13 protein-coding genes are annotated in these 13,990 nt (G+C 63.6%); 10 read left to right on the top strand and 3 right to left on the bottom strand.

All coding sequences use genetic code 11. From position 1 onward, the window contains the following. Positions 1 to 39: 39 nt before the first annotated feature. The 10 genes from ubiE (at position 40) to AC07VG_RS13745 (ending at position 8,348) form a co-directional block, all read left to right on the top strand. A complete protein-coding gene (gene ubiE, locus AC07VG_RS13790; protein WP_103497711.1) occupies positions 40 to 810 on the top strand; it encodes a bifunctional demethylmenaquinone methyltransferase/2-methoxy-6-polyprenyl-1,4-benzoquinol methylase UbiE in 771 nt (256 codons plus the stop codon). Continuing rightward, entirely contained in the window at positions 810 to 1,433 is a 624-nt protein-coding gene (locus AC07VG_RS13785) for a ubiquinone biosynthesis accessory factor UbiJ (protein ID WP_495003260.1), read from the top strand. Before ubiE ends, AC07VG_RS13785 begins: the two co-directional genes overlap by 1 nt. Continuing rightward, positions 1,430 to 3,034, top strand: a complete 1,605-nt coding sequence (gene ubiB / locus AC07VG_RS13780) for a ubiquinone biosynthesis regulatory protein kinase UbiB (protein ID WP_495003259.1) — start codon at positions 1,430 to 1,432, stop codon at positions 3,032 to 3,034. Before AC07VG_RS13785 ends, ubiB begins: the two co-directional genes overlap by 4 nt. 80 nt (positions 3,035 to 3,114) lie before the next feature. Beyond that, the gene (hisI, locus tag AC07VG_RS13775) at positions 3,115 to 3,507 is read left to right on the top strand and encodes a phosphoribosyl-AMP cyclohydrolase (protein ID WP_248795916.1); all 393 of its coding nucleotides are present in this window, start codon (positions 3,115 to 3,117) and stop codon (positions 3,505 to 3,507) included. A 2-nt stretch (positions 3,508 to 3,509) separates the two neighbouring features. Beyond that, entirely contained in the window at positions 3,510 to 3,842 is a 333-nt protein-coding gene (locus AC07VG_RS13770) for a phosphoribosyl-ATP diphosphatase (protein WP_017126935.1), read from the top strand. A gap of 23 nt (positions 3,843 to 3,865) precedes the next feature. Then, a complete protein-coding gene (locus AC07VG_RS13765; RefSeq protein WP_495003258.1) occupies positions 3,866 to 4,156 on the top strand; it encodes a twin-arginine translocase TatA/TatE family subunit in 291 nt (96 codons plus the stop codon). Between the two features lie 10 nt (positions 4,157 to 4,166). After that, positions 4,167 to 4,628 (top strand): Sec-independent protein translocase protein TatB, encoded by a 462-nt coding sequence (tatB, locus tag AC07VG_RS13760; protein WP_495003257.1) that lies wholly within the window; start codon positions 4,167 to 4,169, stop codon positions 4,626 to 4,628. Continuing rightward, on the top strand, positions 4,625 to 5,410 hold the full coding sequence (tatC, locus tag AC07VG_RS13755) for a twin-arginine translocase subunit TatC (protein WP_495003256.1): 786 nt from the start codon (positions 4,625 to 4,627) through the stop codon (positions 5,408 to 5,410). Before tatB ends, tatC begins: the two co-directional genes overlap by 4 nt. Next, positions 5,407 to 6,114: a 16S rRNA (uracil(1498)-N(3))-methyltransferase gene (locus AC07VG_RS13750; RefSeq protein ID WP_495003255.1), complete on the top strand. Its 708-nt coding sequence runs from the start codon at positions 5,407 to 5,409 to the stop codon at positions 6,112 to 6,114. Before tatC ends, AC07VG_RS13750 begins: the two co-directional genes overlap by 4 nt. 290 nt (positions 6,115 to 6,404) lie before the next feature. After that, positions 6,405 to 8,348 (top strand): methyl-accepting chemotaxis protein, encoded by a 1,944-nt coding sequence (locus AC07VG_RS13745; RefSeq protein ID WP_495003254.1) that lies wholly within the window; start codon positions 6,405 to 6,407, stop codon positions 8,346 to 8,348. Positions 8,349 to 8,456: 108 nt separating this feature from the next. Here AC07VG_RS13745 and AC07VG_RS13740 read toward each other — a convergent pair whose 3' ends face one another. The 3 genes from AC07VG_RS13740 to AC07VG_RS13730 form a co-directional block, all read right to left on the bottom strand. Beyond that, positions 8,457 to 9,257, bottom strand: coding sequence for a transporter substrate-binding domain-containing protein (locus tag AC07VG_RS13740; RefSeq protein ID WP_495003253.1), 801 nt, complete (start codon positions 9,255 to 9,257; stop codon positions 8,457 to 8,459). A gap of 205 nt (positions 9,258 to 9,462) precedes the next feature. Continuing rightward, a complete protein-coding gene (gene mdoH / locus AC07VG_RS13735; protein ID WP_495003252.1) occupies positions 9,463 to 12,033 on the bottom strand; it encodes a glucans biosynthesis glucosyltransferase MdoH in 2,571 nt (856 codons plus the stop codon). Continuing rightward, on the bottom strand, positions 12,026 to 13,837 hold the full coding sequence (locus AC07VG_RS13730) for a glucan biosynthesis protein G (protein ID WP_495003251.1): 1,812 nt from the start codon (positions 13,835 to 13,837) through the stop codon (positions 12,026 to 12,028). Before AC07VG_RS13730 ends, mdoH begins: the two co-directional genes overlap by 8 nt. Positions 13,838 to 13,990: the final 153 nt, after the last annotated feature.

Here is a 13,990-nt window from a genome sequence, read left to right as displayed (position 1 = left end):
GGGATTAGAATGCCCGCATTCTCTTCTGGTGACAGCGACATGACTGATCAGCGCAAAGGCAGCGATGCCGAACCCACCACGCACTTCGGCTTCAAGAACGTACCGGAAAGCCAAAAGGCGGAAAAGGTCGCCGAGGTGTTCCACTCCGTGGCCGCCAAGTACGACCTGATGAACGACGTGCTGTCCGGTGGCATGCATCGCCTCTGGAAGCGCTTCACCATCGAGCTGTCCGGCGTGCGCACGGGCAACCGGGTGCTCGATATCGCTGGCGGCACCGGCGATCTCGCGCGCAAGTTCTCGCACCTGGTGGGCCCTACCGGCCAGGTGGTGTTGGCCGACATCAACGCCTCCATGCTCAAGGTCGGCCGTGATCGCCTGCTGGACCTGGGCGTGGCCGGCAACGTCGAGTTCGTCCAGGCCGACGCGGAAAAGCTGCCGTTCCCGGACAACCATTTCGACTGCGTGACCATTGCCTTCGGCCTGCGCAACGTCACCCACAAGGAAGATGCCCTGCGCTCCATGCTGCGGGTGCTCAAGCCCGGCGGCCGGCTGCTGGTGCTGGAGTTCTCCAAGCCAACCAACGCGCTGATGTCCAAGGTCTACGACGCCTACTCGTTCGCCTTCATGCCGTTGGCCGGCAAGCTGATCACCAACGACTCGGAAAGCTATCGCTACCTGGCCGAATCGATCCGCATGCACCCGAATCAGGAAACCCTGAAATCGATGATGGTGGAAGCCGGTTTCGACCGCGTGACCTACCACAACATGACCGCGGGCATCGTCGCCCTGCATCGCGGCATCAAACCCTGATGATCCTCAGCGGCCTTCTCGCCGGCGTCGAGCACGGTCTCAACCGCGTGCTGCGCCTCGACAGCACGGCCTTGAGCCGCCTGGGCCAGCTGACCGGCAAGGTCATCGAAGTCGACTGCGCCAGCCCGGCCCTGAAGCTGTTCATCCTGCCCAGCGACGCAGGCCTGCTGCTGGCCGCCAACTGGGCGGCCGAGGCCGACTGCAGCCTCCGCGCCCCAGCCACCAGTCTGCTGAACCTGGCCCTGAGCCGCGACAAGAGCGCCGTGCTCCACGGCCCCGAGGTGCAGCTGGAAGGCGACAGCGCCGTGCTCCTGGAGCTCGCCGCCGTGCTTCAGGACCTGGAGCTGGACTGGGAGTACGAACTCTCGCGCTGGCTCGGGCCGATCGCCACGCCCCTGCTCAGCGGCCACCTGCGCAGCCGCGCCGGCCTGTACCGGCAGGGCTTTGTCAGCCTGCAACGGAACCTCGCCGAATACCTCAGTGAAGAGTCCCGGGCCTTGGTCGGCACCCACGAGGCCGAAGCACGCTTCACCGAACTGGACCGGGTCAAACTCGACCTGGAACGCCTCGAGGCGCGTGTCGAGCGCCTTTCCCGATCCCTCCAATCCAGCGATAACGCATGAAGCTGCTTGCCGTCCGCCGTCTGTTGCGCATCCAGCGCGTCGTGATCCGTTACCGTCTCGATGACCTGCTGTTCGAATTGCCCCTGCCCTGGTTCCTCCTGGCGTTGCGCTTTGCCCTGCCCTGGCGCTGGTTCCCGCGCAAGACCCTGGAGCTGAGCCGCAGCGCGCGCCTGCGCCTGGCCTTGCAGGACCTGGGACCGATCTTCATCAAGTTCGGCCAGATCCTCTCGACCCGCCGCGACCTGCTGCCCGAGGACATCGCCGACGAGTTGATGCTGTTGCAGGACCGCGTGCCGCCGTTCGACTCGCAGACCGCGGTCAAGCTGATCGAATCGCAGTTGGGCAAGAAGATCGGCGAGGTCTTCAGCCGCTTCGATATCGAGCCCCTGGCCTCGGCCTCGGTGGCGCAGGTCCACGCCGCCCAGCTCAAGAGCGGTGAAGAAGTGGTGGTGAAGGTCATCCGCCCCGGCCTCAAGCCGATCATCGCCCAGGACCTGGCCTGGCTGTTCCTGCTCGCCCGGGCCGCCGAGCGAGTCTCGGCCGATGCCCGCCTGCTGCACCCGGTCGACGTGGTCAGCGACTACGAAAAAACCATCTACGACGAACTCGACCTGCTGCGCGAGGCGGCCAACGCCAGCCAGCTGCGGCGCAACTTCGAAGGCTCGGAGATGATGTACGTGCCCCAGGTCTACTGGGACTGGTGCCGGCCGAAAGTGCTGGTGATGGAGCGCATCTACGGTATCCAGGTCACCGACCTGGCGACCCTGGCCGACCAGCGCACCGACATGAAGCTGCTTGCCGAGCGCGGCGTGGAGATCTTCTTCACCCAGGTGTTCCGCGACAGCTTCTTCCACGCCGACATGCACCCCGGCAACATCTTCGTCAGCACCGTGAACCCGTGGAGCCCGAAGTACATCGCCATCGACTGCGGCATCGTCGGCAGCCTGACCCCGGAAGACCAGGATTACCTGGCCCGCAACCTGTTCGCCTTCTTCAAGCGTGACTACCGCCGGGTTGCCCAGTTGCACATCGATTCGGGCTGGGTACCGGCGCACACCAAGCTCAACGAGTTCGAGGCGGCGATCCGTACCGTCTGCGAACCGATCTTCGAAAAACCGCTCAAGGACATCTCCTTCGGCCAAGTGCTGATGCGCCTGTTCCAGACCGCGCGGCGCTTCAATATGGAAGTCCAGCCACAATTGGTGCTGCTGCAGAAAACCCTGCTCAACATCGAAGGCCTGGGTCGCCAGCTGTACCCGGACCTCGACCTGTGGAGCACCGCCCAGCCGTTCCTCGAACGCTGGATGCGCGAGCGTGTCAGCCCGAAAACCCTGCTCGGCAACCTGCACGGCCAGATCGAGCAGTTGCCGCACCTGGCCAGCATGACCCGCGATCTGCTCGAACGCCTGGCCCAGCCCCACACCGCCAGTCCGGAACCGAAAGAAAAGCGCCGCAAGGACGACTGGCTCCTGCGCCTGCTCGGCAGCCTGCACCTAAGCGGCGGCGCGGTACTCGCCGCCGGCGGGCCACTGCACGAGCTGGGCCAATGGCCGGCGGGGATCATGTTCGCCATCGGTTTGTATCTGATCGTGCGCCGATAGCCAGTCGGGCCGTGGGCTGGCACACTGTTCATTCGCCGAGACACAACCACGCGGGTGGTGTCCGGTTGTCGGAGTCGAAGATGAAAGACTGGCTGGACGAGATCAAATGGGACAGCGACGGCCTGGTACCGGCCATTGCCCAGGATCACAAGACCGGGCGCATACTGATGATGGCCTGGATGAACCGCGAGGCGCTGCAACTGACCGCCAGCGAGAACCGCGCCATTTACTGGTCACGCTCCCGTGGCAAGCTGTGGCGCAAGGGCGAAGAGTCGGGCCATGTGCAGCATCTGCACGAAATGCGCCTGGACTGCGATGCCGACGTGATTATCCTGATGGTCGAGCAGGTCGGCGATATCGCCTGCCATACCGGCCGCCACAGTTGCTTCTACCGCGTGTATGAAAACGGCGGCTGGAAGATTGTCGACCCGGTCCTCAAGGACCCGCACAGCATCTACTCGGCAGGACACTGAACATGACTGACACCCTGACCCGTCTGGCCCAGGTGCTGGAAGAACGCAAGGGCGCCGCCGCCGACAGCTCCTACGTCGCCAGCCTGTATCACAAGGGCTTGAACAAGATTCTGGAAAAAGTCGGCGAGGAGTCGGTCGAGACTATTATTGCTGCAAAGGATGCCGCGATCAGTGGCGACTGCAGCGACGTGATCTACGAAACCGCCGATTTGTGGTTCCACAGTCTGGTCATGCTCGCCCAACTGGGGCAGCATCCGCAGGCCGTGCTGGACGAACTGGATCGTCGCTTCGGCCTGTCCGGACACGTCGAGAAAGCCTCGCGTCCGTCCGCCTAACAACTTTCGAGAGGAGCAGCATCATGGGCATTTTTGACTGGAAACACTGGATCGTCATCCTGGTTGTCGTCGTGCTGGTGTTCGGCACCAAGAAACTGAAAAACCTCGGCACCGACGTCGGCGAAACGATCAAGGGCTTTCGCAAGGCCATGAACGACGAAGAAAAACCCGCCGAGCCAGGAACCCCTCCTGTAGCCCCGCCCGTCGTGCAACCGGCCCAGCCAGTGCAGCCGCAGGCCACTGCCCAGCAGAACACGCCGCACACCATCGACGTGCAGGCGCAGAAAGTCGAAGAGCCCCGCAACCACTCGTGAGCACTGACTAATGTTCGGTATCAGCTTCAGTGAACTGCTGCTCGTGGGCCTGGTGGCCCTGCTGGTGCTCGGCCCCGAGCGCCTGCCCCATGCTGCGCGCACGGCAGGCCTGTGGGTCGGACGGTTGAAGCGCAGCTTCAACGCGATCAAGCAGGAAGTGGAACGCGAGATCGGTGCCGACGAGATCCGTCGGCAACTGCACAACGAGCACATCCTCTCGCTGGAGCAGGAGGCGCGCAAAATCCTCTCGCCGATCGCCACGAGCACGCCGGCCGAGCCGGTGGTGGAGCAGACGATCCATGCCGCCCCACCGATGTCGGCGCAAGTCCCGCTGACGCCGGTGAGCGCCGCCGAGCCGGGCGCGCTACTCGCGGCCACGGAGCCCGCGCCGCACCCGACAGAACCCGCAAGCGCGACGCCGACCGGCACGCCTGCGCCTCATGACCCTACATTGCCGCCGCGAGCCCCATGAGCGATATTCCGGAAAACGACCAGCACATGCCGCTGGTTTCGCACCTCACCGAGTTGCGCACCCGCCTGCTGCGTTGTGTCGCGGCGATCTTCCTGATCTTCGCCGGGCTGTTCGCCTTTACCCAGCAGATCTACACCTTCGTCTCCATCCCGCTGCGCCATTACCTGCCAGCGGGTGCGACGATGATCGCCACCGATGTGTCGTCGCCGTTCCTGACGCCGCTCAAGCTGACCATGATGGTCTCGCTGTTCCTGGCCATCCCGGTGATCCTGCACCAGATCTGGGGGTTTATCGCCCCGGGCCTGTACAAACATGAAAAACGCATCGCCGTGCCACTGCTGGTGTCGAGCATCCTGCTGTTCTACACCGGCATGGCCTTCGCCTATTTTCTGGTGTTCCCGCTGATCTTCAAATTCTTCGCCGCCGCTACCCCGGCCGGCGTGGAAATGATGACCGATATCACCAGCTACCTCGACTTCGTGATGACGCTGTTCTTCGCCTTCGGCGTGGCCTTCGAGATTCCCGTGGCCGTGGTGCTGCTGGTGTGGATCGGCGTGGTCGACGTCAAGTACCTGAAGAAGATCCGTCCCTACGTGGTCATCGGCTGCTTCGTGGTCGGCATGATCCTGACCCCGCCGGATGTGTTCTCGCAGACCCTGCTGGCGGTGCCGATGTGGCTGCTGTTCGAGATCGGCATCCTGTTCGGCGGCCTGGTCCGCAAACGCAGCGACGAAGAGTCCGCCGACAGTGACGACGCCCAGCCGCCAGCCCCGCTGACGTGAACCTGCTGCTCCTGGAGGAGGCCGACTTTATCGCGGCCGACCTCGTGGTGCTGCGCGACCGACGCCTGACCCATATGCAGGAAGTCCATCGCCTGGCGGTGGGCGATAGCTTGCGGGTCGGGCGTATCGGCGGCCTGATGGGCAGCGCCGAGGTGCTGCGCCTGGACGCCACGGAAGCCGAACTGCGGGTCAGCCTGGATCGAGCGCCACCGGCGAAACTGCCGCTGACCCTGATCCTGGCCCTGCCGCGCCCAAAAATGCTTCGCCGGGTGTTCCAGACCGTCGCCACCCTGGGTGTGCCCAAGGTGGTGCTGGTAAACAGCTACCGGGTGGAAAAGAGTTTCTGGCAGACGCCGTTTCTCGAGGCCGGAGCGATTCGCGAACAACTGATCCTCGGCCTGGAGCAGACCCGCGACACCGTGCTGCCAGAGATCGTCATCGAGAAGCGCTTCAAGCCCTTCGTCGAAGACCGCCTGCCGGCCATCAGCGCCGGCACCCTCGGCCTGGTCGGCCACCCCGGCGACTATCCACCCTGCCCTCGTGGCCTGGATGAGCCGGTGACCCTGGCCATTGGCCCGGAAGGCGGCTGGATTCCCTATGAGATCGACCTGCTGGGCAAGGCCGGGCTACAACCGGTGCAGCTTGGCGAGCGGATCCTGCGGGTCGAGACCGCCGTGACCGCCCTGCTCTCCCGCCTGTTCTGATCGCCACCGCAATATCCTTGTAGGAGCGAGCTTGCTCGCAATGGTGGTCGGCGCACCGCTGGGCATCAGGTTCCCCGCGTTATCGTTAACGTCCATCGCGAGCAAGCTCGCTCCTACAAGACCGCGCTCGGCCTTAACTGACCGACCGACAGAAAAAACCTTCAATTTTCAAGGAATCCCCCTACAGCCCATTCAGGTCGCATCTCCCGCGTCCAAGCCGATGACAGAACATGCCCCATGCACCTGTGCGTGAGGGCCATGGACTCATCCGTTTGGCAAGGAGATTCACCATGTTCCGTTGGCTGACCCGCGCACTGCGCGACCGCAGTATCCGCTTCAAACTGGCCCTGGGCTTTGGCCTCGTACTGCTCTTGACCCTGGCAGTCACCCTCACCGGCTGGCACGCCCTGAGCACCAGCATAGAACGCTCGCAAACGCTCTCGAACATTGCCCGGCTCAGCCGCCTCACCAGCGACATGCGCGCCGATCGCATCGCCTTCCGGGTGCTGAGCGATCCGCAGAGTCGCACCCGGATAACCCGCCAACTGGCAAGCATCGAGAAACTGCTGGAGACACTCCTGCCGCGCCTGACGGACCCGGGCGAGCAACAGATCCTCGCCGACCAGCAGCAGGCGACCCAAACGTTCCAGACCACCCTCGACGATCTCGGTGAAAGCCTTCGCGACCGCGACCGCGCCCACAAGCGGATGAGCGCCGGCCTGATACAGGCGACACAGGCAGTGGCCCGCTTCGCCGCCCATCAACTGCGCGAAGCGAGCAAAAACCCCCATGAGCAGCAGTGGCAGGCACCGCTCAAGCGGGTCGAAGAACTCCGTCAACGGCTCAACGACACCCACGCTAGCGTGCAGACACCCGCCTATCTGTTCGATTCGCTGCAAGCCTATTCGGAGCAGGCATTGAAGGCCATCGACCGGCTTGGACAGCTTGAGACCCAGGTGCCCCCCCTGACGGCGCCGCTGGCCGACGACCATAAGCGCATGCTCCTGGAGCTGCGCCACTACCGCGAGGCCCTGCAAGGTTTCAAGGACGCGCAACTGCTTGCCGAAGCCGCCCATAATGTCATGGAGGGTCTGGGCAACCGGCTGCTGGCCGGCAACGAGGAACTCAGCCGCAGCCAGACCCAGGCCCGTGATCGCCAGGCCCAGGCGGCGAAATGGCTGCTGGCGAAAATAGCCCTGCTGGCCTGGCTGATCGCCACCCTGGCCGCCTGGGTCCTCAGTCGCCAGTTGCTGATCCCGCTCTCACGCAGCCTGAAGCTGGCCCGCCATATCGCCGCGGGCGACCTGAGCCGCGATGTCGCGGTGGATCGCCAGGACGAGCTCGGCCAGTTGCAACAGGCCATGCGCGGCATGACCCTGGGCCTGCGGGAGCTGATCCGGGGCATCGGTGCCAGCGCCTCGCGCGTGGCCAGCGCCGCCGAACACCTGTCGACCAGTACCGAGCAGACCGACGCCAGCGTCAGCAGCCAGTACGCCGCCGCCGAGCAAGTGGCCGCCGCCATGAAACAGATGAGCGCCAGCGTGCTCGAAGTCGCCCGTCACGCCGAAAACGCCTCCCAGGCGGCCACCCAAGCCGACCAGCAGGCCCGCGAAGGCGACACCGCCGTGGCCGATGCCATCGGCCAGATCGAACAGCTCGAGCAGCAAATGCAGCGCTGCTCCCAGGCCATGGACGGGCTCCAGCGTGAAAGCGAACGGATCGGCAGCGTGCTCGACGTGATCAAGTCGGTGTCCCAGCAAACCAACCTGCTGGCCCTGAATGCCGCCATCGAGGCGGCCAGGGCCGGCGAGGCCGGCAGCGGCTTCGCCGTGGTCGCCGATGAGGTGCGCTGCCTGGCGCAACGCACCCAGGACGCGGCCCAGGAGATCAAGGACCTGATCGAGGCCCTGCAAGGCGGCACCGAGGAGGTCGCGGGCATGCTCGACAACAGCCGCAAGCTGACTCGCCACAGCGTCGAGTCGAGCCGCCACAGCGGCGGTAAGTTGGAAGCCATCAGCCGCAGCGTGTCGCGGATCCTCGGAATGAACGAACAGATTGCCGCCGCTGGCGAAGAACAGAGCGTCGTCGCCGAGCAGATCAGCCGCAGCGTGCTGCATGTGCGGGATATGTCGCGGCAGACCGCGAATGCCTGCGACGAGACCGCCGCCGCCAGCCTGCAACTGAGCCAACTGGGGGCTCAGTTGCAGCGTCTGGTGGAACGCTTCAAGGTCTGAGCGATTCCCCCTGTAGGAGCCGGCTTGCCGGCGATGACGTCCTCACATTCAACGCTAGGTTCACTGGCCTCATCGCCGGCAAGCCGGCTCCTACAGGGGGGTAGCGTTTCAATCGATCTCGGCCAACCAGTCGCTCGTCTTGAACCACTGGTCGTGGATGCGATCGTAGGTGCCATCTTCGGCGATCTGGTGGAGAAAGTGGTTGATCCAGTTGAGGCTATCGTGGTCGCCCTTCTTCACCCCGAAGGCCAGCGGTTCGTAGGTGAACGGCTGATCCAGGCACAACAGCTTGCCGTTGCCCAGCTTGTTCACCGCCACCAGATTGTAGGGCGCGTCGTGGACAAAGGCGTCGGCCTTACCTTCGAGCACGGCCTGCACACCGTCCTCCTCATTGGCATAAGTGCTCAGTTGCGCTGCACCCATCATCTTTTTCGCAACGATTTCCCCCGTGGTCCCGGCCTTGGCGGCGATGCGATAGCCGGCTTGGTTGAGGTCCTCGAAACTCTGCACCTTGCCGCCCAGCGCCAGGGGAATCAGCAGAGTCTGCCCGACCACGATAAAGGCATCGCTGAAGTTCAGCCGCAGGTTGCGCTCCTGGGTCAGGGTCATGCCGCTGGCGATCAGGTCGAACTTGTTCGCCAGCAGACCGGGGAGCAACTCGGCGTAAGGGCTGGACACCAGCTCCAGCTTGACCCCCAGCGCCTGGCTCATTTCACGCAGCAGATCAATCTCGAAACCGATGATTTCGCCGCGTTTGCTCGTCATTTCGAAGGGGATATACGTGGGATTGGTCCCCACTTTCAGGCTGCCGCGCTTGAGCGCATCGTCAATGGCGCCCGCTTGCAGTGCGCAGGTGTGAGTGAGCACTGCGATGCCCAGCAGCAGTATCGACAGAAACCTTTTCATCATGAAACTCCCCAGGGCGGCTTTTCCGGTCGTGCCATCGCCCCCCGCAACGCCCGCGCGAGAGCGCGGGCACCAGGGTCTGGCGGGCACGATTTTGCGGGGCGATCCTAACGTACTCAGGTGCGGGGCAACACTGAGGGGAGACGGGTCTTTTGTTACCAAATGACAAAGGGGCGGCGGTGTTTATCACCCCGCGACCCCTCGGACATCAGGCGGGCTGGGCCGCCGTTGTGGTGGGTTGCAGAGGCAGCAACGGGGCATGGGGATCAGCCTTGATCGACTGGCGCCAAGCGCCCAGCCACTCGGCATGGCCTTCGTTCCAGACCTGCTCATGCAAGCGGGTCAGGGCCACTGGATCGCTCAGCAGGTGCAGTCGCGACTGATTGTCCAGACCGGCCGGACCGACCTTCAGCGCATGCCGCACACGCTCGACCCGCAGCCATTCGATCGGCTCGGCCTGACCATGACGGGCAGTCGCCAGGGCGCAGGCCAGGGCATTCTGCCGTGGATCGACCACCGCCCGGACAAAGCCGTCATTGAGCGCATGCCAACGGTTTTCGTGGGTGTACTCATCCGTTGCCAACAACGCCTGCGGCGGATTGTATTCCTCGGGAATGAGAAACAGGCTCTCATCCCTGGAACGCAAGCCCAGCTTGACCCGGCTGGAGATCACCGAAACCGGGATCGACAGCATCAGCGAACCGACAATCGGAATCAGCCACCAGAGGAAGCTCGGGTTGAGCCAGACCACCAGCAGCGCCCAGAGCGCACCCAGCAGGGTTTGCGGGCCATGGCGGCGCACCGCTTCGCTCCATGGCGTGGAGTCGTCGTCACGCTGCGGAGAGTTCCAGGTCGCCGCCCAGCCGAGGAACGCGGCCAGGACGAAACGGGTGTGGAAAATCATCCGCACCGGCGCCAGCAGCATGGAGAACAACATCTCCAGCAGCATCGACAGGGTAACCTTGAACTTGCCGCCGAACTCTTTCGCGCCCTTGGCCCAGATCAGAATGATGCTCAGCAGCTTGGGCAGGAACAGCAGCACGATGGTGGTGGAGAACAACGCCACCGCCTTGTCCGGATGCCATTGCGGCCACAGCGGATAGAGCTGGCGTGGCTCCATGAAGTACTGCGGCTCCATCAGCGTGTTGACCGCCAACAGGGCCGTCGACAGCACCAGGAAGAAAAACCACAGCGGCGCCGACAGGTAAGACATCACGCCGGTGAGGAACACCGCGCGGTGCACCGGGTGCATGCCCTTGACCAGGAACAGGCGGAAGTTCATCAGGTTGCCGTGGCACCAGCGCCGGTCGCGCTTGAGCTCGTCAAGCAGGTTCGGCGGCAGTTCTTCGTAGCTGCCCGGCAGGTCGTAGGCGATCCACACGCCCCAGCCGGCACGACGCATCAGCGCGGCTTCGACGAAGTCGTGGGAGAGAATCGCACCGGCGAAGGCCCCTTTACCGGGCAACGGCGCCAGGGCGCAGTGCTCGATAAACGGCTTCATGCGGATGATCGCGTTATGGCCCCAGTAGTGCGACTCGCCCAACTGCCAGAAGTGCAGGCCGGCGGTGAACAGCGGACCGTAGACGCGGGTTGCGAACTGCTGCATGCGCGCATACAGGGTGTCCATACCCGACGCCCGTGGCGCGGTCTGGATGATCCCGGCGTCCGGCGTGGCTTCCATCAGCCGTACCAGGCTGGTCAGGCATTCGCCGCTCATGACGCTGTCGGCGTCGAGCACCACCATGTACTTGTAGTCGCCGCCCCAACGACGACAGAAGTCGTCGAGGTTGCCGCTCTTGCGCTTCACCCGACGGCGGCGACGGCGGTAGAAGATCTTGCCGAAACCCGAGGCTTCGCGGCAGACATCCAGCCAGGCCTGTTGCTCGGCGACGCAGATATCGGTGTCGTTACTGTCACTCAGGACGAAGAAATCGAAGCGATCCAGGTCACCGGTGGCCGCGACCGACTCGAAGGTCGCGCGCAGGCCGGCAAAGACCCGTGGCACGTCCTCGTTGCAGATCGGCATGACGATGGCCGTACGCGCGTCCTTGGCGATCGGCTCGCTGCCGGCGCTGGCGCCGGAGATACGGTACTTGTCATGCCCGGTGAGCAATTCGAGAAAGCCCATCAAGGCAGTCCAGAAACCCGCCGAGACCCAGCAGAACAGAATCCCGAACAGCACCAGGATGCTGGTTTGCAGCAGATAAGGCAGTACTTGCTGGGCGGTCTGCAACAGCGGTTGGTGCACCACTTCGTTGAGATCGACGAAGGCCCAACCCTGGTAAGGCATGATGCCTTTCATATACCAGCCGGCAACGATGGTCTGGCCGAGCATCAACACCAGCAGGATATAGCGGCGAATCGAACCCACGGTGCGCCAGCGCGCATGGGGCAGGTCGCGTTTGTCGTCCTTGGGCGCCGGCGGGTTGCTGCGCCCGGTCAGACGCCGCCAGCCGCGCACCAGAATATTGGTGCGCCACGGCTCCGGGACCACCTTGGTCCGACGGATCGGCGGCGTGGCCTTGAGGCGCACGCGCCCGGAGGCATCCAGCGCAAGCATCTCGGCGTCTTCCAGCTCGGCCGCCGAATCGAGGATCAGGCGCCGCCCCACCGAAGCCTGCGCGGCCTCGGCGGGGTCAACCGCCGGTTGCTCGCTCAAGCGCTCATGCAACTCGGCGAACGAGCCGCAGTTCGCCAGTTCCGCACGCTGCTCATTGCTCAGCGGCAAGTGCGCCAGGTACTCGAAAAGAGCCTCTGGCTTTACGTTTGGGTTACTCATCGGCAGGCAACTGGTAGCTCCAGGTCTCGGTCAGGACTTGCTCAGTCGGCACCGGATCCGGGGTGGTAGGGGCAGCCTCGGCAGCCGGCGCCGCAGCGTCATGCTCTTTCTTGTCCGGGGCTGGCTCTTTCTTATCCTGAGCCGGCTCTTTCTTGTCTTGAGCCTGCTCTTTCTTTTCCAGGGCTTTCTCTTTCTCCTGCTGCTTGGCCGCGACCTTATCGGCCTTGACCACCTGGGACGAGACCGCAACCTTGACCGGATCCGCCGTGGTGAGGTCCTTGACCAGGTTCGCGCGCAGCTCGGTGGCCTTGCCCGGATCCTTGACCTTAAGGCGCAGGGTCAGGCGCCAGCCCTGGGTTTCCGCATTGTAGCGCAGGCTGTTTTCCACCAGTTCGGCGTTGTCGCCGACGCTGACCTGGCTACGCACCGGCGCATCTTCAGGCAAGGCCTTGAGGGACGGGCCTTCAAAGTCGATCAGGTAGGCCACGCTGCCGTCCGGTTGACGGATCAGGTTGGATTGCTTGACGTCGCCGGTGGACTTCAGGGTCTGCTTGACCCAAGCGCCGTCCGGCGAATGCAGGGCCGCTTCGTCGGTGGTCCAGTGCAGGCGGTAGGCGAAGTTCATCGGCTGGCCCGCATCGGCGCGTTCCGCCGGGTTCCAGAAAGCCACGATGTTGTCGTTGGTTTCGTCAGCGGTCGGAATCTCCACCAGGTCGACGGTGCCCTTGCCCCAGTCGCCCTTGGGCTCGATCCAGGCGCTTGGGCGCTGGTCGTAGCGGTCGTCAAGGTCTTCGTAGTGACTGAAGTCACGGCCACGCTGGAGCAAGCCGAAGCCCCGTGGGTTTTCCACGGAGAAATTGCTCACCGCCAGGTGTTTCGGGTTGTTCAGCGGACGCCAGACCCACTCGCCATTGCCGGCATGGATCGACAGGCCGCTGGAGTCATGCAGCTCGCGACGGTAGTTGAGGACCTTGGACGGCTGGTTGGCGCCGAACAGGAACATACTGGTCAGCGGTGCCACGCCGAGCTTGCCGACCTTGTCGCGCAGGTACATCTGCGCCTTCACGTCGACGATGGTGTCGGTGCCCGGACGCAGGATCAGGCGGTAGGCGCCGGTAGCCCGTGGCGAGTCGAGCAGGGCGTAAATCACCAGGTGCTTGTCGGTCGGCTTGGGCTGCTGGATCCAGAACTCGGTGAAGCGCGGGAACTCTTCGCCGGACGGCAAGGCGGTGTCGATGGCCATGCCACGCGCCGACAGGCCATAAGTCTGGCCCTTGCCGACGACGCGGAAGTAACTCGCGCCGAGCATGGTCATGATCTCGTCTTGCTTGTCAGCCTTGTTGATCGGGTAAAGCACCCGGAAGCCGGCATAACCCAGCTGTTCGGTGGCTTTCGGATCGAACTTGACGTCACCGAAGTCGAAACGGGTCGGGTCGTACTTGATCTCTTTCACATCGTCCGCGGTGATTTCGTTGATCTTCACCGGCGTATCGAAGTGCATGCCCTGATGGTAGAACGACAGCTTGAAGGGGGTTTTCTCGCCCGCCCATTCAGCCTTGTCGGTCAGGAAGCGGATTTTCTGGTAGTCCGCGAACTTCATGTCACGGAACTCGTTCGGCAGATTGCTGCGCGGAGCTTCGTATTTCTGCCCGGCCAGCGTCTTGGCCTTGGCCGACACATCATCCAGATTGAACGCAAAGAGTTGACCGGCGCTGAGCAGGCAAAACAGTGCCGAGCCCGCCACCAGTGCTTTTCTCAAACCTTTGGCAGTCAGTGTTGGAGCATTACAGGGACTAACAATCACGAGCAACCCTCGCCGAAAACAGATCAAAAACCAACGGCCAGCTATCTATATGCCAGGTTGGCGAGCATTGTTCCGACTCCCGTGGGAGAAAATGATTCCCCAAACGGTCACGGACAAGTCTCTACCTAAGTCAAATTGGACCAACGAACAGCG

It is taken from the genome of Pseudomonas sp. GW821-FHT03C07 (genome assembly GCF_059420925.1).
The sequence above is the reverse complement of the archived record's forward strand: the minus strand, read 5'-3'. Positions and strand labels throughout refer to the sequence as shown.

Coding starts and splice junctions, on each gene's coding strand:
- ubiE (WP_103497711.1), top strand. CDS start 40: ATGACTGATCAGCGCAAAGGCAGCGATGCCGAACCCACCACGCACTTC.
- AC07VG_RS13785 (WP_495003260.1), top strand. CDS start 810: ATGATCCTCAGCGGCCTTCTCGCCGGCGTCGAGCACGGTCTCAACCGC.
- ubiB (WP_495003259.1), top strand. CDS start 1,430: ATGAAGCTGCTTGCCGTCCGCCGTCTGTTGCGCATCCAGCGCGTCGTG.
- hisI (WP_248795916.1), top strand. CDS start 3,115: ATGAAAGACTGGCTGGACGAGATCAAATGGGACAGCGACGGCCTGGTA.
- AC07VG_RS13770 (WP_017126935.1), top strand. CDS start 3,510: ATGACTGACACCCTGACCCGTCTGGCCCAGGTGCTGGAAGAACGCAAG.
- AC07VG_RS13765 (WP_495003258.1), top strand. CDS start 3,866: ATGGGCATTTTTGACTGGAAACACTGGATCGTCATCCTGGTTGTCGTC.
- tatB (WP_495003257.1), top strand. CDS start 4,167: ATGTTCGGTATCAGCTTCAGTGAACTGCTGCTCGTGGGCCTGGTGGCC.
- tatC (WP_495003256.1), top strand. CDS start 4,625: ATGAGCGATATTCCGGAAAACGACCAGCACATGCCGCTGGTTTCGCAC.
- AC07VG_RS13745 (WP_495003254.1), top strand. CDS start 6,405: ATGTTCCGTTGGCTGACCCGCGCACTGCGCGACCGCAGTATCCGCTTC.
- AC07VG_RS13740 (WP_495003253.1), bottom strand. CDS start 9,257: ATGATGAAAAGGTTTCTGTCGATACTGCTGCTGGGCATCGCAGTGCTC.
- mdoH (WP_495003252.1), bottom strand. CDS start 12,033: ATGAGTAACCCAAACGTAAAGCCAGAGGCTCTTTTCGAGTACCTGGCG.